This window comes from Nonomuraea ferruginea, from assembly GCF_039540635.1.
GTDB lineage: Bacteria > Actinomycetota > Actinomycetes > Streptosporangiales > Streptosporangiaceae > Nonomuraea > Nonomuraea ferruginea.
Window position 1 is genome coordinate 171,577 of the sequence record NZ_BAABFD010000020.1, and the last position, 25,669, is coordinate 197,245.

22 protein-coding genes and 1 pseudogene are annotated in these 25,669 nt (G+C 72.4%); 8 read left to right on the plus strand and 15 right to left on the minus strand.

What is annotated here, in order from left to right; all coding sequences use genetic code 11:
- Positions 1-14 precede the first annotated feature (14 nt).
- The 8 genes and pseudogenes from ABD999_RS33460 to ABD999_RS33495 all read right to left on the minus strand — a co-directional run bounded on the left by ABD999_RS33460 (position 15) and on the right by ABD999_RS33495 (position 8,151).
- On the minus strand, positions 15-1,136 hold the full coding sequence (locus ABD999_RS33460) for an NAD(P)-dependent alcohol dehydrogenase (protein ID WP_271279810.1): 1,122 nt from the start codon (positions 1,134-1,136) through the stop codon (positions 15-17).
- The gene (locus tag ABD999_RS33465; RefSeq protein ID WP_271279811.1) at positions 1,133-2,464 is read right to left on the minus strand and encodes an amidase; all 1,332 of its coding nucleotides are present in this window, start codon (positions 2,462-2,464) and stop codon (positions 1,133-1,135) included. The genes ABD999_RS33460 and ABD999_RS33465 overlap by 4 nt, the downstream gene beginning before the upstream one ends.
- Positions 2,451-3,473 carry a branched-chain amino acid ABC transporter permease gene (locus ABD999_RS33470; protein ID WP_271279812.1) on the minus strand — a complete coding sequence of 341 codons (1,023 nt, stop codon included), beginning with the start codon at positions 3,471-3,473 and terminating at the stop codon, positions 2,451-2,453. The genes ABD999_RS33465 and ABD999_RS33470 overlap by 14 nt, the downstream gene beginning before the upstream one ends.
- Entirely contained in the window at positions 3,470-4,336 is an 867-nt protein-coding gene (locus tag ABD999_RS33475; RefSeq protein WP_148031555.1) for a branched-chain amino acid ABC transporter permease, read from the minus strand. The genes ABD999_RS33470 and ABD999_RS33475 overlap by 4 nt, the downstream gene beginning before the upstream one ends.
- The gene (locus ABD999_RS33480; protein WP_271279813.1) at positions 4,336-5,067 is read right to left on the minus strand and encodes an ABC transporter ATP-binding protein; all 732 of its coding nucleotides are present in this window, start codon (positions 5,065-5,067) and stop codon (positions 4,336-4,338) included. Before ABD999_RS33480 ends, ABD999_RS33475 begins: the two co-directional genes overlap by 1 nt.
- Positions 5,064-5,741 (minus strand): annotated as a pseudogene (locus ABD999_RS33485) (ABC transporter ATP-binding protein); the annotation flags it as partial. The gene ABD999_RS33480 and the pseudogene ABD999_RS33485, both read right to left, overlap by 4 nt.
- 71 nt (positions 5,742-5,812) lie before the next feature.
- Positions 5,813-7,114: an ABC transporter substrate-binding protein gene (locus ABD999_RS33490; RefSeq protein WP_187281157.1), complete on the minus strand. Its 1,302-nt coding sequence runs from the start codon at positions 7,112-7,114 to the stop codon at positions 5,813-5,815.
- Positions 7,115-7,323: 209 nt separating this feature from the next.
- Positions 7,324-8,151 (minus strand): IclR family transcriptional regulator, encoded by an 828-nt coding sequence (locus tag ABD999_RS33495; protein WP_261808545.1) that lies wholly within the window; start codon positions 8,149-8,151, stop codon positions 7,324-7,326.
- 113 nt (positions 8,152-8,264) lie between these two features.
- Here ABD999_RS33495 and ABD999_RS33500 point away from each other — a divergent pair, with 113 nt between their 5' ends.
- Positions 8,265-9,740 carry an aldehyde dehydrogenase family protein gene (locus ABD999_RS33500; protein ID WP_271279815.1) on the plus strand — a complete coding sequence of 492 codons (1,476 nt, stop codon included), beginning with the start codon at positions 8,265-8,267 and terminating at the stop codon, positions 9,738-9,740.
- A 54-nt stretch (positions 9,741-9,794) separates the two neighbouring features.
- Here the strand turns inward: ABD999_RS33500 and ABD999_RS33505 are convergent, their stop codons facing one another.
- Complete coding sequence (locus tag ABD999_RS33505) at positions 9,795-10,559, minus strand: GNAT family N-acetyltransferase (RefSeq protein ID WP_271279816.1); 765 nt, start codon at positions 10,557-10,559, stop codon at positions 9,795-9,797.
- Positions 10,556-11,986, minus strand: coding sequence for an adenylosuccinate lyase (purB, locus tag ABD999_RS33510; RefSeq protein ID WP_271279817.1), 1,431 nt, complete (start codon positions 11,984-11,986; stop codon positions 10,556-10,558). Before purB ends, ABD999_RS33505 begins: the two co-directional genes overlap by 4 nt.
- A gap of 139 nt (positions 11,987-12,125) precedes the next feature.
- Between purB and ABD999_RS33515 the strand changes: the two genes are divergently transcribed.
- Complete coding sequence (locus tag ABD999_RS33515; RefSeq protein WP_271279818.1) at positions 12,126-13,121, plus strand: aldo/keto reductase; 996 nt, start codon at positions 12,126-12,128, stop codon at positions 13,119-13,121.
- Between the two features lie 46 nt (positions 13,122-13,167).
- Entirely contained in the window at positions 13,168-13,857 is a 690-nt protein-coding gene (locus tag ABD999_RS33520) for a TetR/AcrR family transcriptional regulator (RefSeq protein WP_148031547.1), read from the plus strand.
- 49 nt (positions 13,858-13,906) lie between these two features.
- On the opposite strand, the gene ABD999_RS33525 is transcribed toward ABD999_RS33520, so the two are convergent.
- Entirely contained in the window at positions 13,907-17,116 is a 3,210-nt protein-coding gene (locus tag ABD999_RS33525; RefSeq protein WP_271279455.1) for an efflux RND transporter permease subunit, read from the minus strand.
- 110 nt (positions 17,117-17,226) lie between these two features.
- On the opposite strand from ABD999_RS33525, the gene ABD999_RS33530 reads away from it, so the two are divergent.
- Positions 17,227-17,676: a MarR family winged helix-turn-helix transcriptional regulator gene (locus ABD999_RS33530; RefSeq protein WP_271279456.1), complete on the plus strand. Its 450-nt coding sequence runs from the start codon at positions 17,227-17,229 to the stop codon at positions 17,674-17,676.
- Positions 17,677-17,734: 58 nt separating this feature from the next.
- On the opposite strand, the gene ABD999_RS33535 is transcribed toward ABD999_RS33530, so the two are convergent.
- On the minus strand, positions 17,735-20,005 hold the full coding sequence (locus tag ABD999_RS33535) for a HelD family protein (RefSeq protein WP_271279457.1): 2,271 nt from the start codon (positions 20,003-20,005) through the stop codon (positions 17,735-17,737).
- A 136-nt stretch (positions 20,006-20,141) separates the two neighbouring features.
- Here ABD999_RS33535 and ABD999_RS33540 point away from each other — a divergent pair, with 136 nt between their 5' ends.
- From ABD999_RS33540 to ABD999_RS33555, 4 genes are all read left to right on the plus strand, one after another.
- Positions 20,142-20,903 (plus strand): SDR family NAD(P)-dependent oxidoreductase, encoded by a 762-nt coding sequence (locus ABD999_RS33540; RefSeq protein WP_271279458.1) that lies wholly within the window; start codon positions 20,142-20,144, stop codon positions 20,901-20,903.
- Positions 20,904-20,951: 48 nt separating this feature from the next.
- A complete protein-coding gene (locus ABD999_RS33545) occupies positions 20,952-21,278 on the plus strand; it encodes a dihydrofolate reductase family protein (RefSeq protein WP_271279469.1) in 327 nt (108 codons plus the stop codon).
- Positions 21,275-21,430, plus strand: a complete 156-nt coding sequence (locus ABD999_RS33550) for a dihydrofolate reductase family protein (RefSeq protein WP_271279459.1) — start codon at positions 21,275-21,277, stop codon at positions 21,428-21,430. Before ABD999_RS33545 ends, ABD999_RS33550 begins: the two co-directional genes overlap by 4 nt.
- A 253-nt stretch (positions 21,431-21,683) precedes the next feature.
- On the plus strand, positions 21,684-22,430 hold the full coding sequence (locus tag ABD999_RS33555; protein WP_271279460.1) for an MBL fold metallo-hydrolase: 747 nt from the start codon (positions 21,684-21,686) through the stop codon (positions 22,428-22,430).
- Positions 22,431-22,459: 29 nt separating this feature from the next.
- On the opposite strand, the gene ABD999_RS33560 is transcribed toward ABD999_RS33555, so the two are convergent.
- The 3 genes from ABD999_RS33560 to ABD999_RS33570 are packed head-to-tail and all read right to left on the minus strand — an operon-like array spanning position 22,460 to position 25,623.
- The gene (locus ABD999_RS33560; protein WP_271279461.1) at positions 22,460-22,879 is read right to left on the minus strand and encodes an ArsR/SmtB family transcription factor; all 420 of its coding nucleotides are present in this window, start codon (positions 22,877-22,879) and stop codon (positions 22,460-22,462) included.
- Entirely contained in the window at positions 22,876-24,192 is a 1,317-nt protein-coding gene (locus ABD999_RS33565; RefSeq protein WP_271279462.1) for an MFS transporter, read from the minus strand. Before ABD999_RS33565 ends, ABD999_RS33560 begins: the two co-directional genes overlap by 4 nt.
- A 33-nt stretch (positions 24,193-24,225) precedes the next feature.
- Positions 24,226-25,623, minus strand: a complete 1,398-nt coding sequence (locus tag ABD999_RS33570) for an FAD-dependent oxidoreductase (protein ID WP_271279463.1) — start codon at positions 25,621-25,623, stop codon at positions 24,226-24,228.
- Between the last annotated feature and the right edge of the window lie 46 nt (positions 25,624-25,669).

Sequence of the window (25,669 nt, forward strand, 5' to 3'; positions counted from 1 at the left end):
TCTTCCGATCGTCGTCAGTGGTTCATGCGCAGGACGGGTTTGAGCACCTCCCCGCGCCGGCTGTCGTCCAGTGCCCGGTCGATGTCGGCCAGGTCGTAGAAGCGGATCAGGCGGTCGAAGGGGAAGCGGCCCTGCCGGTGGAGTTCGGCCAGGGCGCCGATGAGGGGGCGGCTGCGGCCGCCGCCGCCCAGGACGCCGACGACGCGCTTGCCCCACAGGGTGCTCAGATGGTCGAGCCCGAACTCGGCCCCGGCCGGGGCGCCGCCGACGAGCACGCAGGTGCCGAGCATGCCGACGCTGTCGGCGGCCTGCCGCACCACGGGGATCACGCCGGTGCATTCGAGGGCGTAGTCGGCCGGGCCGCCGCAGATCCGGTGGACCTCCGCCACCGGGTCGGCGCCCGCCCGGCCGGCGTCGACGGTGTGGGTGGCGCCCAGCTCGGTGGCCAGCGCCAGCCTGGACGGGTGCCGGTCGACGGCCACGATGGTGGTGGCGGGTGACAGGCGGGCGGCCATGACGGCCGCCAGCCCGACGGCGCCGGCCCCGTACACCACCAGGCTCGACCCCGGCCGCGGCTGGAGGGTGTGGAACACCGCGCCCGCGCCGGTGGAGATGCCGCAGGCCAGCGGCCCCAGCAGGTCCAGCGGCGCCTGGCGCGGCACCACGACCAGCGCGTCCGCCCAGGTCAGCGCGTAGGTGGAGAAGGACGACTGGCCGAAGAAGTGGCTGTGCACGGGCGAGCCGCCGTCGCGGCGCAGCGCGCTTCGCCCGGCGAGGGGGCCGAGCAGCCGCCCGCCGCCGCACAGCGCCTCGCCGAGGCGGGCGCAGTAGCGGGGCTCGCCGTCCAGGCAGTTGCGGCAGGCGCCGCAGGACGGCCAGCCGATGACGACGTGGTCGCCGGGCCGCACGCCGCTCACGCCCGCACCGGTGGCGGCGACCACGCCGGCGCCCTCGTGGCCGAGCACGCACGGGAACGGCATCGGCAGGTCGCCGTGGCGGGTGATCTCGTCGGTGTGGCAGACGCCGGACGCCGTCACCTTCACCAGCGCCTCGCCGGGGCCGGGTTCGTCGAGTTCCAGCTCCTCGAGACGGAAGGGGCCGCCGAGCCGGTCGACGACGGCCGCGGTCACTCTCATGCCGGGTTCCTCCAGCGGGTGGGGGCGGGACGGGGCAGCGACGGGGTCAGGGCCTCGACGAGGCGGGCCGCGCCCAGGACGGTGTCGTCGCTCATGGCGGCCCCGGCGAGCTGGAGGCCCACGGGCAGCCCGCTCTCCTGGTCCAGGGCCATCGGTACCGACACGGCGGGCAGCCCGGCGGCGTTGAAGACCGAGGTGTGCCTGGTCAGGACCAGCTCGATCGGCCAGTTCCGGCCTGCGACGGTGACGGTCATGTCGCCGATCGGCGGTGCGGTGACCGGCACGGTGGCGGCGGCCAGCACGTCGTGGCCGGCCAGGGCCCGGCGCAGCGCGGCCGTCATGCGGGCGATGGCGGCCTCGTCACGTTCTGCCTGCTGGGCGGTAGCGGCCGGCATGCGCATCAGCTCGGCGATGTCGGGGCCGAACAGCTCGGGGTCACGTTCGAAGGCGTCGCGGTGGAACCGGCTCGCCTCGGCGTGGATCCTGGCCAGCACCGCCCCGGGCATGAGCGGCTCGTCAGGGATGACCACGTCGTCCACCCGTACGCCGTGCTCCTCCAGCCGGGCGCGGGTGGCCGCCAGCGCCGCCCGCACCGGCGGGGCGAGCACGGCGTCGAACCAGCCGCCGAGCCAGCCCACCCGCAGCTCCCCCGGCTCGAACGCGGGGACGGCGGCGGGGCCGGTCGTGAGTGCCGCCGTCAGTGCCGCTGTCAGGGCGGCCGCGCCGTCCACCGTCGGCGCCAGGACGCCGAGATGGTCCAGGGACGGCGCCAGCGGCAGGACGCCGTCCAGGGGGATCCGCCCGCGGGTCGGCTTGAAACCGACGCAGCCGCTCAGCGCGGCCGGGATGCGCACGCTGCCCGCGGTGTCGGAGCCGACCGCGCCCAGGCAGCTGCCCGCCGCGACGGACGCCGCCGACCCGCCGGACGAGCCGCCCGGGATGTGCCCCGGCCGGTAGGGGTTGCGGGTGGGGCCGAGCAGCGGGCTGTCGGTGCGGCCGCCCCAGGCCAGCTCGTGCGTGGTGTGCTTGCCGAGGATCACCGCGCCCGCGTCCAGCAGGGCGCGGACCGCGGCGGCGTCCCGGGCCGGCACGTGCCCGGCGAACCGCGGCGACCCGTAACCGGTGGCCACGCCCGCGGTGTCGATCAGGTCCTTGACGCCGATCGGCAGGCCGTGCAGCGGGCCGCGGGCCGGCTCCCTGGCCAGGGCCGCGGCCCGCTCCCGGGCCCGGCCGGCCGTCACCGTGGCGTAGGCGTGCAGGTGAGGCTCGGTGGCCTCGATCGCGGCCAGCATCCGTTCGGTCAGCTCGACCGGGTCACGCGGGGCCATCGGACCTCCGTACGAGATAGCCGATCGGGAACAGGCTCGGGCCGGGCACCAGCCCGCACAGCCCGCGCGGCAGCCGCAGCGCGGCCACGATGCCGACGACGCCCAGCAGCACCAGATACCACGAGCCGAAGTCGGCGAGCAGCTGCTGCAGCGCGAAGAAGATCAGCGCGCCGATCAGCGGCCCCTCGATGAAGCCGATGCCGCCGATCACCACAATGAAGATCATGTACGCGGACCACTGCACGCTGAAGATCGAGTCCGGGTTGACGCTGAGCGAGCTCAGCGTGATCACCCCGCCCGCGGCGCCGCACCCGGCCGCCGAGACCAGGTAGACCAGCAGCTTGGCCCGCCGCACGTCGATCCCCGCCGAGGCGGCCGCCGTCTCCTCGTCGCGCACCGCCATCAGCGACAACCCCAGCCGGCCGCGCAGCAGCAGATAACAGCCCGCGATCGTGGCCAGCGCCAGCGCCAGCGCGATCCAGTACGTCAGCGCGCCGCGCAGCGTCGCGTCGATCCCCGACAACCCCGAAAGGCTCTTGCCGCTGGCGCCGCCCAGACTGTCCACCCGCACCACCAGCAGCCGGTACACCTCGGCGATCACCCAGGTGCCGACCGCGAAGTAGTCGCCGCGCAGCCGGAACGCCAGCCACGACGTCGGCAGCGCGAACACCGCGCAGGTCAGCGCCGCCAGCGGCACCGCCAGATAGGGCTGCACCCCGAGGTCGGCCAGCGCCACGAGACTGTAGGCGCCGATCCCGATGTAGGCCTGCTGCCCCACCGACACCAGGCCGCCGAAACCCGCGAGCAGGTTCCACATGCTCGCCAGCGCGATCAGCACGAACAGGTTGATCAGCGTGTCGGTGACCGTGCTGAACGCCAGGAACGGCAGCGCCGCCAGCACCGCCGCGGCGGCCGCCAGCACCACGGCCGACAGCTTGGCCGAACGGGTGGCGCGCACCACGTGCACGTTCCGCGCCGCCCGCGCGCTCAGAAGATGGGAGATCGTCATGCCGTCCGTCCAGCGAGCAGGCCCTGCGGCCGGAAGGCCAGCACGGCGAGGAAGATCAGATGTCCGGCCAGCAGCGTCAGCGCCGGATCGACCTGCGCGCTCACCGACTGCGTCACCCCGAGCACCATGCCGCCCAGCAGCGTCCCCCACAGCGAGCCCAGCCCGCCGATGACGACCGCCTCGAACGCGAAGATCAGCCGCGACGGGCCGATCGCCGGGTCGAACGACGAACGGATCGCGAACATCAGCCCGGCCAGCGCCACCGTCGCGAACGCGATCACCGTCGCGATCCCGTACACGTGCCGGCTGTCGGCGCCCATCAGATTCGCCGTCTCCGGATCGTCCGAGGAGGCGCGCAGCATCCTGCCCAGCCCCGTACGCGACAGGAACAGCTGGATGCCTGCCAGCGCCGCGCACGCCAGCAGGAACGTGGTCAGCGACAGATAACCGACCGAGACCGCGCCGCTCACCTCGAACGACCCGGTCGCGAACGCCCCGGCGTCGAGCGTGCGCGTGTCCGCCGAGAACACCTCCAGCAGCACGTTCTGCAGCACGATCGACAACCCGAACGTGACCAGCAGCGTGGCCAGCGGCCCCGACGACAGGCTCCGCTGCAGCAGCACCCGCTGCGTCAGATAACCGAGCGCGGCGAACAACGGCACCGTCACCACGATCACCACCCACAACGGCAGCCCCGTCCCGCTGACCAGAGCCAGCGCCAGGAACGACGCCACGACCGCCAGATCGCCGTGCGCCAGATTGACGATCCGCATCACCCCGAACATCAACGACAACCCAGTGGCGAACAGCGCATACAAGCCACCGAGCAGCAAACCCTGCACGACGGCGTTGACCCAGCCCATCAGTGACGTCCCTCCTGTGCGGGCTCCGCCGCCCCGATCCCGAAGTACGCGTGCTCGACCTGCTCCCCGGTCAGCTCCGCCGGCCGGCCCTGCAGCACCGAACGGCCTTCGAGCAGACAGTGCACCCGATCGGCGACCCGCATCGCCTGCGAGACGTCCTGCTCGACGATCAGCGCCGTCGTGCCCGCGCCGACGATGCCCGGCAGCACCTCGTAGATGCGGCGCACCACCACCGGCGCCAACCCCAGCGACAACTCGTCGATGAGCAGCAGGTCAGGATTGGACAGCAACGCCCGGCCGATCGCCACCGCCTGCTGCTCCCCGCCCGACAACTGCCCGGCGTTCTGCCCCCGCCGCTCGGCCATCCACGGGAACAGCTCCAGAACCGCCGCCATCGTCCACGGCCCCGGCCGCCCCCGGTACGCGCCCGCCAGCAGGTTCTCCTCCACCGTCAACGAGCGGAACAGCCGCCTGCCCTCCGGCACCAGCGCGACGCCCGCCACCACCCGCCTGTGCGCGGGCATCCGGGTGATGTCACGCCCCGCCAGCTCCACCGTCCCCGACGACGGCGCGTTCAGCCCGGCCAGCGCGCGCAGCAACGTCGACTTGCCCGCGCCGTTGGCACCGATGATCGCCAGCACCTCACCCTCGTCCACCGACAGACTCACACCGTCCACGGCGCGCAACTGCCCGTGATGGACGGTCAGATCCCGGACCGACAACAGCGTCACGACCCCTCCTCCGCACCGGCCTCGGGACCGGCGCCCAGGTAGAGCTCACGCACCCGCTGGTCGGCCAGCACCCGCAACGGCTCACCGTCGGCCACCACGTCACCCCCGGCCAGGCAGATCATCCGCCCGACCGTCTTGACCAGCGCGTGCACCACATGCTCGATCCACACCACGCCGAGCCCGCCGGCGTGCAACTCCCTGACGACCGCCACCAGCTCGGCCACCTCGGGCTCGGTCAGCCCGCCCGCGACCTCGTCCAGCAGCAGCAGCCGCGGCCCGGTGCCCACCGCCCGCGCCACCTCCAGCCGCTTACGCTGCAACAACGCCAGCCGCCCCGCCGCAGTGTTCGCCAGCTCGGCCAGGCCGACGCGCTCCAGCACGCCCATCGCGTGCGCCTGCGCCTGCCTGCCCCGCAGCCCCGCCCCCTGATGCGCGCACACCAGCACGTTCTCGAACACCGTCAGATGCTCGAACGGCCGCGGCACCTGAAACGTACGGCCGATCCCGGCACGCGTGCGCGCATGCGGCGCCGCACCCGTGACATCCCGCCCGTCCAGCCACACCGTGCCGCCGTCCGGGCGCAGATCCCCCGAGATCATGGCGAACAGGCTCGACTTGCCGGCCCCGTTCGGGCCCACGATCCCCAGCGCCTCACCCGGCTCCACCGACAAACTCAAGTCACGGGCGACGACCACCTGACCGAAACTCTTGGCGACGCCATCCAGACGCAGCAGCGGCGCCGCCATCAGTCGCCCTGGTTCGTGGGCAGCAGGTCGCCGCCGACCGGCACATCCTTGTTCGGCGTGTTGTCGACGATCACCACATCCCACGGGAACTTCTCACCCTTGCGCCACTGCCCGCCCACCGGATGCTGGATCGCGATGCCCGGCTGCGGCCCCGCCGTGAAGTCGAGCTTCCCGCTCATGCACTCGATCTTCATCCCGCGCAGCTTCGACGCCACCTCGTCACGATCCTTCGGATCGCTCGCCTCCTTGAACGCCTGCACCGCGATCTCGAACAGCGAATACACCGACCCCAGCGCCTGCGTCCACTGCTTGCCCGTCGACGCCGCGAAGTCGTCCGCCAGCTGCTTGGCGCTCCTGCCGTCCAGCGTCGAGGTGTACGGATGCGCCGGACTCCACCAGAAGTCCGTGGCGATGTTGGCCGCCAGCTGCCCCAGCGCCTCCGCCTCCGACGGGAACAACATCACCTTGGCCACCGTGGCCAGCTTCGGCCGGAAACCCTGCTGCCGCGCCTGCTTCCAGAACGTCTGGAAGTCCGGCGGGATCGGCGTGCAGGTGAACAGCTCCGCCCGCGACTCCTTGAACGTGGCGATCTGCGCCGTGAAGTCCGCCGCCCCGTTCTGATAGGCGCCACCGTCGACCGGCGTGTAACCGGACTCCTTCATCATCGCCCCCAGCCCCTGCCGGAAGGCGTTCGCATCGGTGTCGTTCGGCCACAACGCCGCCACGTTCTTGTTCGACGGATCCACCCGCTCCCACATCGGGATGAAACAGTCAGCGAACTCCCGCATGCCGAAGAAGAACAGCGTCGTGTACGTGAACCCCTCACCATCCTTGCCGCCCCGGCCGTTGAACCACGCCTCCCACGGAGCGATCGTGGTCACGTTCGGGATCCCGTTCGCCTCACACTGGTCGGCGACCGGATTCGTGGTGTCCGGAGTGGAGGAACCGACGATCAGATCCACCTTGTCACTGTTGATCAGCTGACGCGTGACCTCGGTCGCCCGGTTCGGATTCGACTGCGTGTCCTTGACCACGATCTCGATCCGGCGCTTCTGCCCACCGGCGGTGAAACCGTTACGCAACGCGTCCTGAATCTGCTGCACCACGAAATTGTCCGCGGCGGCGAACCCCGCCAGCGGACCCGTCTGCGGACTCACATAACCGATCTTCAGCACATCCGACGACGAACTACCGGCGCCCTTCAGCCCTCCGCAGGCGCCCACCAAGGACGTACCGCCGAGAGCCGCCGCCGCCTTCAGGAAAGAACGCCGATCCAGGCCGCGTGTGGGGGTGTCACTCACGCCAAACTCCTCGTTTCGACGGCGCACAGGCAGCACTGAACCTGGACACGCCGCAGTTGCTCTGGGGGATGTCTCACCCGGCCACCAGCTGGCCGGGGAACGGCACGGACCTCCGGTGGCGGAAGTTGAGCCGACCGTACGGTCCCGCCCACACCAGAGCAACACAGCGTTCGAACCAGCCGAACGCGATTTGCCTCCCCCGAACGCCCCTACTCCGGCCGGTAACCCAACCGCCGCGAAATCTCCGCCGCCGTACGCCGCAACGGCCCCTCCAACCGCCCCGCCAGCGACTCCACCGCCGCCGGCGCCATCGTCAGATGCACCGCCACGTTCACCGCCGCCACCACCTCACCCGAACGATCACGCACCGGCGCCGCGAACGACCGCAACCCCGGCGCCAGCTCCTCGTCGTTCACCGCCCACCCGCTCTGCCGCACCTTCGCCAGCGCAGCCACCAACTGCTCCCTGTTCGTGATCGTCTTCGGACCCCGCCGCGCCATGTCGATCCGATCCAGCGTCTGCCGCAACGCCACCGGATCCCGGAAAGCCAGCAACACCTTCCCCATCGACGTGCAGTACGCCGGCAACCGCGACCCCACATGCAGATTCAGATCCATCGCCAGCGAACTCCGCCGCGCACTACGCCGCCGATCCACATACACCACGTCCGGCCCGTCACACAGCCCCATACTCGCCGTGAACCCCGTCTCATCGGCCAGCGCCTGCAACACCGGCCCCGCCACCTTCGTCAACTCCATCGAATCGATCGCCGCGAAACCCAGATCCACCACCCGCGGCCCCAGGAAATACTTCTTCGTCTCCGGGTCCTGCCGCAGATACTCCAGCTTCACCAGCGTCGCCACATACCGATACGTCGTGCTCTTGTTCAACCCCACCGCCCGCGCCAGATCCGCGATCCCCAGCACCGAACGATCACCACCGAACGCCGACAGCACACTCAGCCCCCGCTCCAAAGACACCGAGAACGCCGAAGAACCAGCCGCCGCACGACCACGAGAAGAACCATCATCAGCCACGCGTGCCAGAATACGACCCCAACGTTCTAACCATCCGAACCGTTGTGGACAGCCCGCCCCCACCACCGGAAAGCTAACGGCCGGCAACAACGAGCAAGAAGATCGGGGACTCGATGGCCGCGGCACAACCCTGGACCGCAAACACCACACACTTCATCGCCGGCACCTGGACACCCGCCACCACCGGCCGCACCTACCCCAACCGATCCCCCTGGTCAGGCCACATCCTCGGCCACGCCGCAGCCGGAGACGCCGAAGACACCGAACGCGCCATCACCGCCGCCCACCACGCCTTCCCCACCTGGAGCCGCACCCGCCCCGCCGAACGCCAGCGCGTCTTCCTCAACGCCGCCGACCTCCTCGAACAACGCGCCACCCACGTCCTCGCCGCCCTCGCCGCAGAAACCGGCTGCGGCCACCACTTCGGCACCGTACAACTCGACTTCGCCGTCAAACTCCTCCGCCAAGCCGCCAACCTCGCCTACCGCCCCGCAGGCGAACTCCTCCCCTCCGACACCGACGGCACCCAAGCCATGGCCGTACGCAAACCCGTCGGCGTCGTCGCCGCCATCGCCCCCTGGAACGCCTCACTCACCCTCTCCGGCCGCGCCATCACCGGCCCCCTCGCCCTCGGCAACACCGTCGTACTCAAACCCTCCGAAGAAGCCCCCTACACCGGCGGCACCCTCTGGGCCGAAATCCTCCACCAAGCCGGACTCCCCGCCGGAGCACTCAACGTCATCACCCACGCACCCGGCGAAGCCGGCGCCGTCGGCGACACCCTCCTCGCCAGCCCCCTCGTCAAACGCCTCAACTTCACCGGCTCCACCCCCACCGGCAGACGCCTCGCCGAAAAAGCCGGCCGCCACCTCAAACGCGTCGTCCTGCAACTCAGCGGCCAGAACCCCCTCATCGTCGCCGCCGACGCCGACCTCACCCACGCCGTCGACGCCGCCGTCTACGGCGCCTTCATCCACCAGGGCCAGGTCTGCATGTGCGCCCGCCGCATCTACGTCGAACGCCCCCTCGCCGACGCCTTCACCGAACGCTTCGCCGCCCGCGCCGCCCGACTCCCCACCGGCGACCCCGCCGACCCCGCCACCGTCATCGGCCCCGTCATCAACGAATGGGCCCTCGCCCTGCTCGACCGGCGCGTCAAAGAAGCCGTCGGACTCGGCGCCCGCGTCCTGGCAGGCGGCGAACCCGCACCCCCCTGCTACCCCGCCACCGTCCTCACCGACGTCCCCGACGAAGCCGAGATCGCCCAGAGCGAGACCTTCGGCGCCGTCGTCGTCGTGGAAACCGTCGACTCCGCCGAAGAAGCCGTCGCCCGCGCCAACCACACCGACCTCGGCCTCGCCGCCTCCATCATCACCGGCGACAGCCGGCGCGGACTACGCCTGGCCGCCACCCTGGAAGCCGGCATCGTCCACGTCAACGACCAGCCCGTCAACGACGAACCGCAGATGCCCTTCGGCGGCGTCAAGGACAGCGGCTGGGGACGGTTCGGCCTCGGCTTCGCCGCCGAGGAGTTCTGCGAGACCCAGTGGGTCACCGTACGGGACGACCCCCGCACCTACCCCTTCTGACCGTCGCAGGGTTGAAGGGTTGGTGGCGTGTGGTTCCGCACTCACCCGCGCCCTTTACATTGTAGATTTCATGTACGAGGACAGCACCGGCCTGATCCGATACCCGAGCCGCTCGTACACGGCGATGGCCGTGGCGTTGTCGTCGTCCACCATCAGCGCCGCCCGCCCGTACGACGCCACCAGCTCCCCCGACACCCACCCGCACACCCGCTCGGCCAGCCCTCGCCCCCGGAACGCGGCCGCCGTCGCCACCCCCGCCAGCACGCCCACCGACGGAGCCGGCCAGGCGTCGGCCGCCACCGACGCCAGCACCCCGTCCACCCGCACCCCCGCCCACCGGCGCACCCCCGGCATCCCGGGAGCCGCGTAGGAGTCCGGCGCGTCCACCGCCAGCAGCGCGGCCACCTCCCCCTCGGCCTCTGCCGGCAACCAGCCCACCTCCGTCGCGAAGGCCGGACCGGACGGAAAACCCGGCCCAGGCCGGTCGGCCAGGCTCATCCAGGAGAACGCGCCGCCCACCTCCAGCCCGTCCAGCTTCGCCACGACCTGCGCCAGCAGCTCCCGCTCACCCCACGGCCGGTAGGAGGGCCCCAGCTCGGCCAGCGCGTGCCGGACCAGCTCCACCGCGTCGGCGGCCTCCCCCCACACCGCCAGCCGGTCGTGGCGCGACACCCCGGGCGCGGCGGACACCACCGCGCCGCCCGACGCCCACGCCCGCGCCGGCCCGCCGCCGCCGAGGTCCTGCGCGTTCCACACCACCAGGTCGTCGTCACCGCACGCGGCCCGCAACCCGGCGAGCGAGGCCAGCTCGTGGATCACAGGATGGCGCCCGGACGGTACGCGGCCGCCTCCGGGTGCTCGGCCACCACGCGGCCCACCTGCTCGACGACCTCCCGCACCTGGCCGGCGGCGGCGCCGGTGAACGACACCCGGTCGGCCAGCAGCGCATCCAGCGCCGCCCGGTCCAGCGGGAACCGCTCGTCCGCGGCCAGCCGGTCGAGCAGCTCGTTGGCGCCGCCGCTCCGGCGCATCGCCAGCGCGGACGCCACCGCGTGCTCCTTGATCAGCTCGTGCGCCCGCTCGCGCCCCATCCCGGCCCGGACCGCCGCCATGAGCATCTTGGTCGTCGCCAGGAACGGCAGGTAGCGGTCGAGCTCGGCGGAGATCACGGCGGGGAAGGCGCCGAACTCCTCCAGCACCGTCAGCATCGTCTCCACCAGGCCGTCGAAGGCGAAGAACGCGTCCGGCAGCGCCACCCGGCGCACCACCGAGCAGGACACGTCGCCCTCGTTCCACTGGTCGCCGGCCAGCTCCCCCACCATGGAGGCGTAACCCCGCAGCACCACGGCCAGGCCGTTGACCCGCTCGCACGAGCGGGTGTTCATCTTGTGCGGCATCGCCGACGAGCCGACCTGGCCCTCCTTGAAGCCCTCGGTGACCAGCTCGTGGCCGGCCATCAGCCGGATCGTCCTGGCCAGCGAGGACGGCGCGGCGGCCAGCTGGACGAGCGCGGTGACGACCTCGAAGTCCAGCGAGCGCGGGTAGACCTGGCCGACGCTGGTCAGCCGGCGCTCGAAGCCCAGGTGGGCCGAGACGCGCTCCTCCAGCTCCGCCAGCTTGGCGTGGTCGCCGCCGAGCAGGTCGAGCATGTCCTGGGCGGTGCCGACCGGGCCCTTGATTCCGCGCAGCGGGTAGCGGGCGATCAGCTCCTCCAGCCGCCGGTAGGCCACCATCAGCTCGTCGGCGGCGCCCGCGAAACGCTTGCCGAGGGTGGTGGCCTGGGCGGCGACGTTGTGGGAGCGGCCGGCCAGCACGGTCGCCTCGTGACGGGCGGCGAGCTCGGCCAGGCGGGCCAGCAGCGCCACCACGCGGCCGCGCACCAGCAGGAGACTGTCGCGGACCTGCAGCTGCTCGACGTTCTCGGTCAGGTCGCGGGAGGTCATGCCCTTGTGGACCTGCTCGTGCCCGGCCAGCGCGTTGAACTCCTCGATGCGCGCCTTGACGTCGTGGCGGCTCACCCGCTCGCGCGCCGCGATCGACTCCAGGTCGACCCTGTCGACGACCTTCTCGTAGTCGGCGATCGCACCCTCCGGCACCGCCACGCCGAGCTCGGCCTGCGCGCGCAGCACCGCCAGCCACAGCCGCCGCTCGGCGATCACCTTGTGCTCGGGAGACCACAGGCGGGCCAGCTCCGGCGAGGCGTAACGGGCTGCCAGGACGTCAGGGATGCGAGGCTTGGAAGTCACGTTGGACAAGTGTATGGGCAGGTGCGCGGCCCGTACCGCACAGGCCGGTATCGGCGATCACACCCTTACGGTATCAACGATAACTTATCGGTGATACCGTCATATCTGTTAACAGTGAAAACATTCAGGGAGACACCTCATGAACACGCGCACCCTCGGCGTCACCGGGCCGGTCGTGTCCGAGCTCGGGCTCGGCCTGATGGGCATGTCCGACCTCTACGGCCCCGCCGACGAGAAGGAGTCGCTGGCCACCATCCACGCCGCCCTCGAAGCGGGCGTCACACTGCTGGACACCGGCGACTTCTACGGCATGGGCCACAACGAGCTGCTGCTGCGCGACGCCCTGCGCGGCGGCGACCGCGACCGCGTCGTGATCAGCGTCAAGTTCGGCGCGCTGCGCGGCCCCGACGGCGGCTGGCTCGGCTACGGCACCAGCCCGGCCGCGACCAAGACCTTCCTCGCCTACAGCCTGCGGCGGCTCGGCACCGACCACATCGACGTCTACCGGCCCGCCCGGCTCGACCCCGAGGTGCCCATCGAGGAGACCGTCGGCGCGCTCGCCGAGCTGGTCCAGGCCGGATACATCCGCCACATCGGCCTGTCCGAGGTCGGCGCCGACACCCTGCGCAGGGCCGCCGCCGTGCACCCGATCAGCGACCTGCAGATCGAGTACTCACTGCTGTCACGCGGCATCGAGGCCGAGATCCTGCCCACCGCGCGGGAGCTCGGCATCGGCGTCACGGCCTACGGCGTGCTGTCGCGCGGCCTGCTGAGCGGCCACTGGACCCCGGACAGAAACCTCGCCTCCGGCGACTTCCGCACCGCCAGCCCGCGCTTCCAGGGCGACAACCTGGAGCGCAACCTGGCACTGGCGGAGGCCCTGCGCGGCGTCGCCGAACGCAAGGGCGTGACCACCGCCCAGGCCGCGATCGCCTGGGTGAGCCGGCAGGGCCAGGACATCGTGCCGCTCGTCGGCGCCCGCACCCGGGCCCGGCTGGCCGAATCCCTCGCCGCCACCGGCGTCCACCTCACCGAGCAGGACCTGGCGGACATCGAGCGCGCGGTGCCCGCCGGCGCCGCCTCCGGCGCGCGCTACGCCGCCCCGGCGATGGCCCACCTGGACAGCGAACGCTGACCGGCACGGGCCAAATCGATAACATCATTCTGTTACCATCGGAAACATGGCGAAGACGCACCGGGACCGCATCATCGAAGCCGCCTCGGCCCTGCTCACCGAGGGCGGGCGCGACGCGGTCTCGACCCGCGCCGTGAGCGCCGCCGCCGGGGTGCAGGCCCCGGCGATCTACCGCGTCTTCGGCGACAAACAGGGCCTGCTCGACGCCGTGGCCGGCCACGGCTTCCAAACCTACCTGCGCAGCAAGAAGGACAACCCCGTCACCGACGACCCGGTCGCCGACCTGCGCCGCGGCTGGGACCTGCACGTCGGCTTCGGCCTGGCGCACCCCGCCCTCTACAGCCTCATCTACGGCGACCCGCGCCCCGGCGAGTCACCCGCCGCCCGCCAGGCGTCGGAGATCCTCTCCGGCATGATCCACCGCATCGCCGAGGCCGGCCGGCTCGCCATGACCGAGGAACGCGCCGCCCTCCTCGTGCACGCCGCCGGCCGCGGGATCACCCTCACCCTTATCTCCATGCCCGAGGAGCAGCGCGACCCGGCCCTGTCGGCGACCGCCCGCGACTCGGTCATCGCCACCATCACCACCGGCCCGCCGCCCGGCGCGACGCCGGACGGCGGGCCGGTCGCCGCCGCCGTCGCGCTGCGCGCGGTGCTGCCCCGCACCACCGCGCTCAACGCGCCGGAACGCGCCCTGCTGGCCGACTGGCTCGACCGCATCGCCACGAGCGGCTAGCGGGGGCATCCGCCCGCACGGCACCGGGCCGCACGGGCGGACACGCCCGTCAGGGCGCCGCCGTCTCCAGCACCTTCGGCTCCGGCTTCGCCTCCGGCGGGGTGCGCCGCATCCGCTCCTTGCCCCGCTCCACCATCGTGTACAGCGTCGGCACCAGCACCAGCGTCAGCAACGTCGAGCTGATCAGACCGCCGATCACCACGATCGCCAGCGGCTGCGAGATGAACCCGCCGTGACCCGTCACGCCGAGCGCCATCGGCACCAGCGCGCAGATCGTCGCCACCGCCGTCATGAGGATCGGCCGCAACCGCCGCCGGCCACCCTCCACGACCGCCTCCACGATCCCCATGCCCTGGGCGCGGTACTGGTTGATCAGGTCGATCAGCACGATCGCGTTCGTCACCACGATGCCGATGAGCATCAGCATGCCGATCAGCGCCGGCACGCCCATCGCCGTGTCCGTGGCCACCAGCAGCCCCACCGCGCCGGTCGCCGCGAACGGGATCGACACCAGCAGGATCAGCGGCTGCACGAAGCTACGGAACGTCGCCACCATGATCATGAAGACGATGGCGATCGCCGCCAGCATCGCCATCCCCAGGTCCGCGAACGCCTCCTCCTGGTCCGCCGAAGCGCCGCCGATCTCGTACGCGGCACCGGCCGACAGGCCCAGTCCGTCCAGCTCGCGCGTCAGCTCGGCGGTGACGCTGCCCAGGTCGGCGGCCGTGGCCTTGGCCGAGACGGTGGCCGAACGCTCACCGTCGATCCGGGTGATCTGGGTGGGACCGTCCACCTTCTCCACCTCGGCCACCGACGACAGCTTCACCAGCCCGGACGCCGTCGGCAGCCGCAGGTCGCGCACCGCCTTGACGTCGTCGGGCGCGTCACCGACGCGCAGCACCAGGTCGCTCGCCCGGCCGTCCAGCGTGAGCTGGCCCAGCGGGGCGCCGCGGAACGCCTGCGCCACCGTCTGCCCGATCTGCGCCTCGGTCAGGCCGCGCGCGGCGGCCTTCTCCCGGTCCACCCGCACCTCGATCCGCGGGGCGCTCGTCTCCAGGTTCGAGGACACGTCCCGCAGCCCCTCCACCTGGCCCATGGCGCCCGTCACCGCGTCGGCGGCCGAGCGCAGCGCGCCGATGTCGGGGGCGCGCACGATCACCTGGACGCTGTCGGAGGAGAACCCCGCGGCCGACGCGCCGCCCACCGTCACCTCGCCGATGCCCGACACCTCGGCCAGCCGGTCACGCAGCTCCTGCTCCACCGCCGGGGTGTCGCTGCCGTCCTTGATCGTGATCGAGTAGGAGGCGCGGTCGGCGCCGCCCCCGGTCCCGCCCATCATGGCGTTGCCGCCGCCGACGTTCACCTGGTAGGACTCGACCGAGTCGACCTGCTCCAGCACCTCCTCGACCTTGGCCGCCGCCTTGTCGGTGGTCTTCAGGTCGGTGCCCACCGGCATCCGCTGGCTCATCGAGATCGTGTCCTGGCCCGAGGAGTCCAGGAAGTTCGTCTGCAGGCTGCCCGCCAGCCCCATCGTGCCGGCGAACACCACCACGCCGATCAGCAGCGTCACGACCTTGAAGCGGGTGGCGAAACGCAGCACCGGCAGGTAGGCGCGCTGCAGCGGCGAGCGCAGCTCCTTGGCCTCCGCCTTCTCCCGCTGCGCCCTGGCCTCCTCCGGCGTCAGCCCGCGCGTCCCGAGGAACCAGTAGGCCAGCACCGGCACCACCGTCAGCGACACCACCAGCGAGGCCAGCAGCGCCACCGTCACCGTGATCGCGAACGGCGCGAACAGCTCGCCCACCATGCCGCCGACGATCGCGATCGGCGCGAACACCGCCACCGTGGTCAGCGTCGACGCCGTCACCGCGCCCGCCACCTCGCGCACGCCCGTCAGGATCGCCGACCGCCTGGCCTCGCCGTAGCTGAGATGCCGCTTGATGTTCTCCAGCACCACGATCGAGTCGTCCACCACCCGGCCGATCGCGATCGTCAGCGCGCCCAGCGTCAGCATGTTGAGCGAGTAGTCGCCCAGCCACAGCACCAGCAGCGCGATCACCACCGACAGCGGGATCGACACCGCCGTCACCAGCGTGGAGCGCACCGACAGCAGGAACACCAGGATGACCAGCACCGCGAACACCAGACCGAGAATGCCCTCGGTGGTGAGGTTCTCGATCGACTCCTCCACGTACGGGGCCTGGTCGAAGACCACCTCGATCGCGGTGTCGGAGCCGTCACCGAGCGCGCGGGTCAGCTCGGGCAGCTTCTCCCGCACCTCGTGGGAGATCGCCACCGCGTTGCCGTCGGGCACCATGGTGACCGACACGCCCAGGCTCGTGTGGCCGTCGGTGCGGGTGATCGTGGTGGCGTCGGACAGGCCGCGCTCCACGGTCGCCACGTCACCGAGCTTGACCGGCTTCGGCGCGCGCTGCTGCACGGCCTGCTGCGGCGCCTGCGGCTGCGCTTGCTGCGCGTTCTGAGCCTGCTGCTGCTGCGGCTGGGCCTGGGCCTGCGGCTGCGCGGGCGTGAGGTAGAGGTCGCGGATGTCCTCGACCGACTCGACGCGCGTGCCGACCTGGACGGTCAGCGACGTGCCGTCCTCCACCAGCGAACCGGCCGGGACCGGCGTGCCGTTGGCGCGCAGCACCTCGGGGATCTGCGCCGCCGACACCCCGGCCAGCGCCATCTTCCCCAGATCCGGCGTGATCGTCACGACCTCGTCGCGGGTGCCGGTCACCTGCGCCTCGCGCACGCCGTCGACGGCCCGCAGCTCCGGCAGCACGATGCCGCGCAGCTTGTCGGCCATCTCCCGCGGGTCGCCGCCGTCGCCCACCGCCAGCACCAGCACCGGGATGTCGTCGGTGCTGCCCGCCACGACCTGCGGCTCCACGTTCGCCGGGAGCTGGCCGCCGATCCGGTTGACCGCCTGCTGCATCCGGCTGACCGCCGCGTCGACGTCGGTGCCGTACTCGAAGGCGACCTGGATCTGCGCCAGCCCTTCCTTCGACGTCGAGGTCATCGACTCCATGCCGTCGAGCCCCTGGAAGGAGTCCTCCAGGGGTTCGGTGACCTGTTCTTCCACGATGTCCGGCGACGCGCCCGGATAAGCCGCCACCACGAAGGCGCCGGGAAAGCTCAGCGACGGCAGCAACTGCTGCTTCAGCTGCGGGATCGTGAACAGGCCGAAGGCGCTGAGCACGACCGCGATCAAGATCACTAGACTGCGGTTGGCAAGGCTCAACCGGGCGAGTGCGGTCATGGAGTCGGTTCCCTTCAAGATTTCGGCCCCAGACTAACACTTCGCCTTGGACGAATATTTAACGTCGCACGACGTTCCTGATAACCTTCTCAGGAAATCGAGAGGTGTACGTGAACGACGAACGCGACGATCTGATCCACCAGATCATGCAGATCCAGCGCGACCTCGGCCGGGCCCTCGCCCGCCACCAGTCGCCGCTGTTCTCCTCCAACCTCACGATGCGCCAGCTCAAGGTCATCATGCTCGTCGCCGCCAACGGCTCGGCCACCGGCCAGGACCTCTCCCACAACCTCGGCGTCACCCTCGGCACCGTCACCGGCCTCGTCGACCGCCTGGTCGCCCACGGCCTGGTCAGCCGCCACGAGGACCCGCACGACCGGCGCGTGCGCCGCGTCGAGCTCACCCCCGCCGGCCGCACCCTCATCGAGGAGATCAACGACGCCGGCCTCAAGCAGTACCGCCGGATCATGAACCACCTCGACACCGAGACGCTCCGCTGCCTGCACCACGTGACCGTCCGCCTCCACGAAGCCGCCGCCGAGCTGCATCGGGCGTCGTAGCGGGGGTTCCCCCCGTACGGGAGATCACGACCCCCGCCCGGCGCCTTTACAATGTAGATCAAGTGGTCAGGCGGGACAGCGACGGCGGCAGCTCACCCTCGCAGGCCACCGTCAGCCGGCGCGTCGCCCGCGTGATCGCCACGTACAGGTCCTGCGCCCCGTTCGGCGACTGGGCCAGGATCGCGGCGGGATCGGCCACGATCACCGCGTCGAACTCCAGCCCCTTGGCCCTCGTCACCGTCAGCACCGTCACCGGCGCGTCCAGGTCCTGCCCGGGGAACAGCGCCGCCGCCCGCCCGTACAGCGCGTCCGGGACCACCACGCCCACCCGGCCCTCGCCGATCGCCGCCAGCTCCTCGCGGGCCAGCTCCGGCAGGTCCGCCAGCCCCGCCCGCACCGCTCGGGGAGGCGCGCCGCCGTCGCGCACCGAGCGCGGCGGCGTCAGCGACGGGTCGATCGCCGCCAGCACGTCCGCCGCCACCTCCATGATCTCGGCCGGGGTGCGGTAGTTCACCTCCAGCCGCTCCTCCCGCCAGCGGCCCTCCAGGTACGGATCCAGCACCTCGCCCCACGAGCGGGCCCCCGCCGCCGAACCCGTCTGCGCGAGGTCGCCGACCACCGTGAGCGACTTGGCCGCCACCCGGCGCATCACCAGCCGCCAGGCCATCGCCGACAGCTCCTGCGCCTCGTCCACGATCACGTGCCCGTACGCCCAGGTGCGGTCCCGCGCCGCCCGGTCGGCCGTCGTCAGCTCGGACCCGTCGTCGGCGTGCCGCTCGGCCAGCACGTCGGCCCGTTCGAAGATGCCCTCCTCCAGCACGCCGGTGGTCTGCAGCACCTCCCGGGCGAACAGGTGACGCTCGCGCAGGTCCTCCTCAGCGCGGCGGCCCGCCGCCCGCGCCGCCGAGTCGTCCTGGCCCAGCAGCTCGGCCGCCTCGTCGAGCAGCGGCACGTCACCGGCCGTCCAGGCGGCGCCGGCGGGCCGCACCAGCGCCCGCCAGTCCAGGTCCGGCGGGCACAGCGCCTCCAGCTTCTCCGGCGAGGACAGCAGCTCACTGATCAGCCGCGACGGCGTCAGCTCCGGCCACAGCGCGTCGAGCGCCTCCCGCACCTCCGGCTGCGCCCACAGCCGCTCCGACGCCACTGCCAGGTCGATCTCGTCCAGGTCGGACTCCAGGTCCAGCGGCCCGGCCAGCTCCGGGTCCTCCAGCTCCATCTCCGCCAGGCGCAGCCCCTCCTCCAGCGCCCGCGCCTCGGCCCTGGCCAGCTCCTTGAGCATCTCCGTCACGTACAGCTTGCGTGCCATGTTGTGCGTCAGCCGCACCGCGCGCGCCCGCGCCCGGTGCCGGGCGCAGGTCTCGTGCGGGACCCGCAGCCGCAACCCGTCGAGCTCCACCACCAGCTCGCCGTCCGGCACCCGCTGGCGATCGCGCACCGCCGCGGCCACCACCCCGGCCATCCGGATGTCGCCCTTGACGACCGCGGCCGCCGGCGGGTCGGCGGCCGTCGCGCGCACCCCCGGGAACAGCTCGCCGAGCGTCGCCATCACCACCTGCGTCTCCCCCAGCGACGGCAGCACCTGGCCGATGTAGCGCAGGAACATCGCGTTCGGGCCGACCACCAGCACGCCGCGCCGCTCCAGCGTGTCGCGGTGGGTGTAGAGCAGGTAGGCGGCGCGGTGCAGCGCCGCCACCGTCTTGCCGGTGCCCGGCCCGCCCTGCACCACCAGCGCGCCCTGCAGCGAGGCGCGGATCACCCGGTCCTGCTCGGTCTGGATGGTGGCCACCACGTCGCCCATGCGGCCGGTGCGGCCCCGGCGCAGCGCCGCCAGCAGCGCCGCCTCCCCCACCAGCGTGCGGCGCTCGCCGTCGCTCATCCCCTCCAGGTCGAACACCTCGTCGTCCAGCCCCGTGACCGTGCGGCCCCGCAGGTGCAGGTGGCGGCGGCGCACCAGCGAGCCGGGGTCGGTGGCGGTGGCCAGGTAGAACGCGCGCGCGGCAGGAGCCCGCCAGTCGATCAGCACCGCCGAGCCCTCCTCGTCGCGCAGGCCGATCCTGCCGACGTAGACGCTCCGGCCGTCGCGGTCGTCGACCCGGCCGAAGCACAGCCCGCGCTCCACCCCGTTCAGCTGCGCCAGGCGGCGGGCCTGCGACGTGGCCAGCGCCTCGCGCTCGACCATGGCCTGGCGGGTGCCGCCGCCCCGGGCGTGCACGGCGCGCAGCGCCGACTCCGCCCGCTCCCTGGCGGAGTCGAGCCTGCCGTAGAGGCCCGACACGACCCGCTGTTCGGTGTCAAGGGCCACGGCGAGAGCATCTTGACGATTATCCATCAAGTGGTATAATCCTTACGGGAGACGTGTGAAGACTGTCTTAGATGTCAAGCAGTCGAGCTTACCTCCCGTCGGCGTGCGCGGCAACGCCTCCCTGCCGACCGCCTCCGCCGGGCCGCGTGCTAGCTTGCCGATCATGCCTGACTACCTGCAGAGCCTGTTCTCCCTCGCCGGGCGGCGCGCGCTGGTCACCGGCGGCAGCTCCGGCATCGGCTACGCCATCGCCGAGGCGCTCGGCCGCGCCGGCGCCGAAGTGGTGATCGTCGCCCGCGGCAAGGCCGGGCTCGACCGGGCCGCCGAACGGCTGCGCGGACACGGCGTCACCGCCTCCACGATCGTGGCCGACCTCGGCGACCGCGAGGCCGTGCGCCGCGTGTGCGAGCAGGCCGGCCACATCGACGTGCTGGTCAACGACGCGGCCAACAACATCCGCAAGCCCATGGCCGAGCTGACCGAGGACGACTACGCGCAGACCATCGCGGTCAACCTGACCGCCCCCTACCTGCTCGGGCAGCACTACGGGCCGCTCATGGCCGCACGCGGCTGGGGCCGCGTCATCAACATCGGCTCCCAGCAGAGCGTCCGCGCCTTCGGCGACAGCGGCGTCTACGGCGCCGCCAAGGCCGCGCTCGCCGGCCTCACCCGCTCCCAGGCCGAGGCATGGTCCGCCCAGGGAGTGTCGGTCAACACGATCATCCCCGGATTCGTCCTCACCCCGCTGACCGAGCCCGCCCAGGCCATCCCCGGCCGCGTCGAGCAGATGGCCGCCCGTCACATGGCCGGCCGCAACGGCGTCCCCCAGGACTTCGCGGGCGCCGCGGTGTTCCTGGCGAGCGACGCCGCCGCGTTCGTCACCGGCCACCTGCTGTACGTCGACGGCGGCTTCTCGGTGCACTGACCCGGCGCCTTTACAAAGTAGATCACTTGACTCAGCCTCGACGGGTTCATCGCCCGGCTCGACGGCGACCTCGACTGGCTCGTCAGCAGGGACGAGGCCGCCGGCGGCGACCTCGGCTACCAGGAGTTCACCGACGGCGTCGACACCGTCGTCATGGGCCGCGGCACGTACGAGACCAGGCTGGGCTTCGACCCCTGGCCGTACGAGGGCATGCGCGTCGCCGTCCTCAGCACCACCCTGGAGCAGGACGCCGACCCGCGCGTCACCGTCTACCGCGACCTCGGCTCCCTCGTGCGCGGCCTGGCCGCCCACGGCACGAAGAGCGTCTACGCCGACGGCGGCCAGGTCATCAGGACGTTCATGCGGGCCGGATGATCGACAACCTCACCATCACCACCGTGCCGGTGCTGATCGGCACGGGCGTGCCGCTGTCCGGCCCGCTGGAGGAGGACGTCGCGCTGACCCACCGGTCCACGCGGGTGCTCGGCGCGGGCGTCGTCCAGTCGACCTACGCCGTCGACCGGTGACCCTTCACCGGCCGGCCGCGCGGGGAACATCCACGGCCTCCCCGTGGTTACATGACTCGTGGCCGGTGTGCCCAGTGTCCCCGGGCCTCACCTATCGCCTTCGCGGACTACCGTACGGCTGGAGCCGCGTTGAGCCTTTCGCCGAGAGGCGACACGCACACCGGTACGCACACGTATGGCTGAAGGCCCCCGCCGACCCGGCGGGGGCCTTCGCCGTTCCACGACCGTCACAGGGGACTGGCATCCTGTACGGATGCGACAGGTGACCGTCCTCGGCAGTTGTGGTGCGTTCCCCGAGCCGGGCCGTGCCTGCAGCGGGTTCGCGGTGGACTGGGACGGTTACCGGCTGCTGCTCGACCTCGGCTACGCCACGCTGCCGCGCCTGCTCGCGCACTGGCCGGACGGCGCGGTGGACGCGGTCGTCGTCACCCACGAGCACCCCGACCACTGCGTCGACCTGCACGGGTTGTTCCGGATGCGTTTCTACGGCGACCCCGGTGGCCCACGGCTGCCGTTGTACTGCCCGCCGGGCGTGCTCGACCGGATCGGCGGGCTGGAGCCCGACGCCGACCTCCACGCGGTCTTCGACGTGCGTCCGCTGCCGGGCGGTCACCGGGTGGGGCCGTTCGCCCTCACGGGATTGTCGCTGCCGCACTATGTGCCCAACGCCGGCATCCGCCTGGAGGCCGACGGGGTCGTCCTGGCCTACACCGGTGACACCGGTCCGACTCTCGCGCTCGCCGAGCTCGGGCGCGACGCCGACCTGTTCATCGTCGAGGCCACCGACCGCGACGGCGAGGCCGACCGCCCCACCCGCAATCTGCTCGCCTCCACAGAGGCCGGTCACTGGGCCCGACGCGCACGCGCACGCCGGTTGATGCTCACCCACTTCTGGCCGGGCAACGACCGGGCCGCCTCCGTGGCCGCCGCCCGCGAGGAGTTCGGCGGTGAGGTGTTGGCGGCCGAGGAAGGACTCACTGTCCCACTCGGGTGGAACTGATCAACGAGCGAGGGCCGGTGCTCGGGGGCTCAGGTCGGGGTGACCGTGAGGTCCGCCGGACGATCGGAGCGGGAGCCGGGCTCGGTCAGCGGGGCGAACAGGGCGCCCAGTTTGTTCACCGTCTCGGGGATGATCCAGTAGTAGACCCAGGTGCCGCGCCGCTCGCTGCCGATCAGGCCGGCGGTGCGCAGCACCTTCAGGTGGTGGCTGATGGTGGGCGCGGTCAGGTCGAAGGCGTCGGTCAGGTCGCACACGCAGGCTTCGCCGCCGGCGTGGGAGCCGATCATGGACAGCAGGCGCAGCCGGACCGGATCGGCCACCGCCTTGAGCAGGACGGCCAGCTCGGCGGCGTCGCCTTCGCTGAGCGGCCGGCGGGCGATCGGCGCGCAGCACGTCCCGGCCTGAGCGTCCTGGCTGCCGCGGGCGAGGGGCAGGGTGGTGGCGGTCATGCGGGAGCCTCCGGGCCTGACTGGTGTTTCGATGTTCGTCTAAATGATAGGCGGTGGTAGAGGGTCAGCGCCGCGGCGGCGGTCAGGCAGGTGAGGGCGACGCCGGTCATGACCCATCCGTAGCCGGCGGCCTGGGCCAGGGCCAGGGCTGCGGCCGGGCTCACGGCCTTGGCCAGGGTGGCGGGCAGGGCCAGGCGGCCGGACAGGCTGGCGTAGGCGGTGGTGCCGTAGCGTTCGGTCAGCAGGTGCGGTTTGGTGATGGTGGCGACGCCGAAGCCGAGCCCGAACATCAGCACCGCGGCGACGGCGCCCGCGGTGGTGGCGCCGATCAGCGGCAGCGCGGCGGCGCCCACGGCTTGCAGGGCGAAGATGGCGGCGGCGATCAGCGCGGCGGGCAGGCGGCGCTGCAGCCCGGTGGTGATCAGCCGTCCGGTGACCGACAGCACGCCGAGCAGCCCGGCCACACCGGCGGCCAGCAGCGGCGGGTGGCCGAGGTGGATCAGGTAGGTGATGAGCAGGACCGAGATGGTGGCCGTGCCGGCGCTGTGCAGGGTGAAAGCGGCGGCCAGCAACGAGAAGGCCGCCTGGCGGGTGGCGGCGCGCACCAGCGCCGCCCGCTCGCCGGCCCCGGCCTGGGCCGAGTCACTCGTGTCCGACGCCGAAGGCTTCCCCGTCCGGGGACGGCCCACGGCCAGGAGATGCAGCGGAATGGCCGCCGCGCCGTAGACGACGCCGAGGATGATCAGGGCCTGGCGCCAGCCGTACGCCTGGACCAGCGCGCCGGTCACCGGCATGAAGATGGAGGAGGCGAACCCCGCCACCACGGTGACCGCGAGCAGCGCCGTGGCGCGGGCCGGGGCGGCGAAGCGGGCGACGATCACGGCGAAGGCCGCCTCGTACAGCACCATGGCCGCGGCGACGCCGATGAGGACGAACACCGCGTACAACTGGGCCACGGTCCGCACCTGTGACCAGGCCAGCAGCGAGACCGCGCCCAGCACCGAGCCCGCCGTCATCAGGGCGCGGCCGCCGCGCGCGTCCAGCCAGCGGCCCGCCACCGGCGCGCCCAGCGCCGCGATGAGCACCGAGACCGTCAGCGCGAGCGAGACCCGCGACGGGTCGGCGGCCAGGTCGCGGCTCATCGGCGTGAGCAGCACCGAGAAGCTGTAGTACAGCACGCCGAACCCGAGGGTCTGGGTGAGGGCCAGCGCCGCCACCAGGGGCCACCCCCTGCCCAGGCCGCGGCCGGGCGCGGGGCGGGCACCGCTCTCTCCGCCGGCCGAGGCGGCGGAGAGAGGATCGACGGCCGGCATAAGCGCTCCTTGGAAAGAGGCGGTCGTCGGGGATCAGCCGCAGCAGCCGCCGCCCTGCGAGGCTCCGGCGGTCGCCAGCGGCAGCGGACTGCCCAGCAGGCCGCCGCTGATCCCGGTGGCCAGGCCGAGGCGCTGCTCCTGGGCCTCGGCCAGGCTGGAGGAGCACACGCCGGTCTCGGGCAGGTCGAGCCGCACGTCCCGGGCGGCCTCCCAGTCGCCGGCCAGCGCGGCGACGACCGAGCGGGCCTGCTCGTAACCGGTGGCCAGCAGGAAGGTGGGGGCGCGGCCGTAACTCTTGACCCCCACCGCGTAGTAGCCGTCCTCCGGGTGCGCGAGCTCGTCGGCGCCGTGCGGCGGCACGGTGCCGCAGGAGTGCGCGTTCGGGTCGATCAGCGGCGCCAGCGCCCGGGTGGAGCCGAGGACCGCGTCCAGGTCCAGGCGCAGCTCGCTCGCGATGGCGTGGTCGGGGCGGTAGCCGGTGGCGGCCACGATCCGGTCGGCGGTGACGGCCTGCTCGGCGCCGGACGGATCGCGGCTGATCACCCGCGCCCGCGCGCCGTCGCGTTCGACGGCGTGCGTGAAGAAGCCGGTCAGCAGGCGGATGCGGCCGGAGGTGACGTGGGCGTGCAGGCGGGTGCCGAGCGCGCCGCGGGCGGGCAGCGCGTCCGCCTCGCCGCCGCCGTAGGTACGGCCGGCGTCGCCTGCGCGGATGGCCCAGGTGATCGGGGTGTCGTCGAGCTGGGCGAGCGCGAGCAGCGTGGTGGCGGCCGAGTGCCCGGCGCCGACCACCAGGACATGCTTGCCGGCGTACCGGTCGCGATCGGCGCCGAGCACGTCAGGCAGCGCGTGGTCGACCAGGTCCGCCGCGTCGGCCTCGCCGTGGGCGGGCAGGCCGGACGCGCCGAGCACGTTCGGGGTGGCGTAGGTGCCGGAGGCGTCGACGACCGCGCGGGCGTGCAGCTCGCCGCCGCCGGCCAGCCGGATCAGGAACGGCGCCCGCTCGCGGCCCGCCGCGCGGACCCGGTCGTAGCCGAGTCTGCTGATCGCGCTCACCTTCGCGCCCGTACGGATCCGGTCGCCGAAGAGCTTGGCCAGCGGCGCGAGATAGTCGTCGATCAGCTCGGTCCCGGTGGGCAGCCACTCGGGGTCGGGGGCGCTCCAGCCATCGGCCTCCAGCAGGCGGCGGGCGGCTGGGTCGATGTTGTACTTCCACGGGCTGAACACCCGCACGTGTCCCCACTGGGCCACCGAGGCGCCCGCCTGCTCACCGGCCTCCAGCACCACGAAATCGAGGCCCCGTTCGGCCAGGTGGGCCGCCGCGGCCAGCCCGACCGGGCCCGCGCCGACGACCGCGACGGGCAGGTCGTCGGATCGCACGGCCTGCGCACTCGGCTTGAGTTCGACGGCGGTGGGACCGCAGCATCCGCTCATGGTGCTTCTCCTCATGGTTCCGCGGGCCGCGACGGTCCGCGCTGTT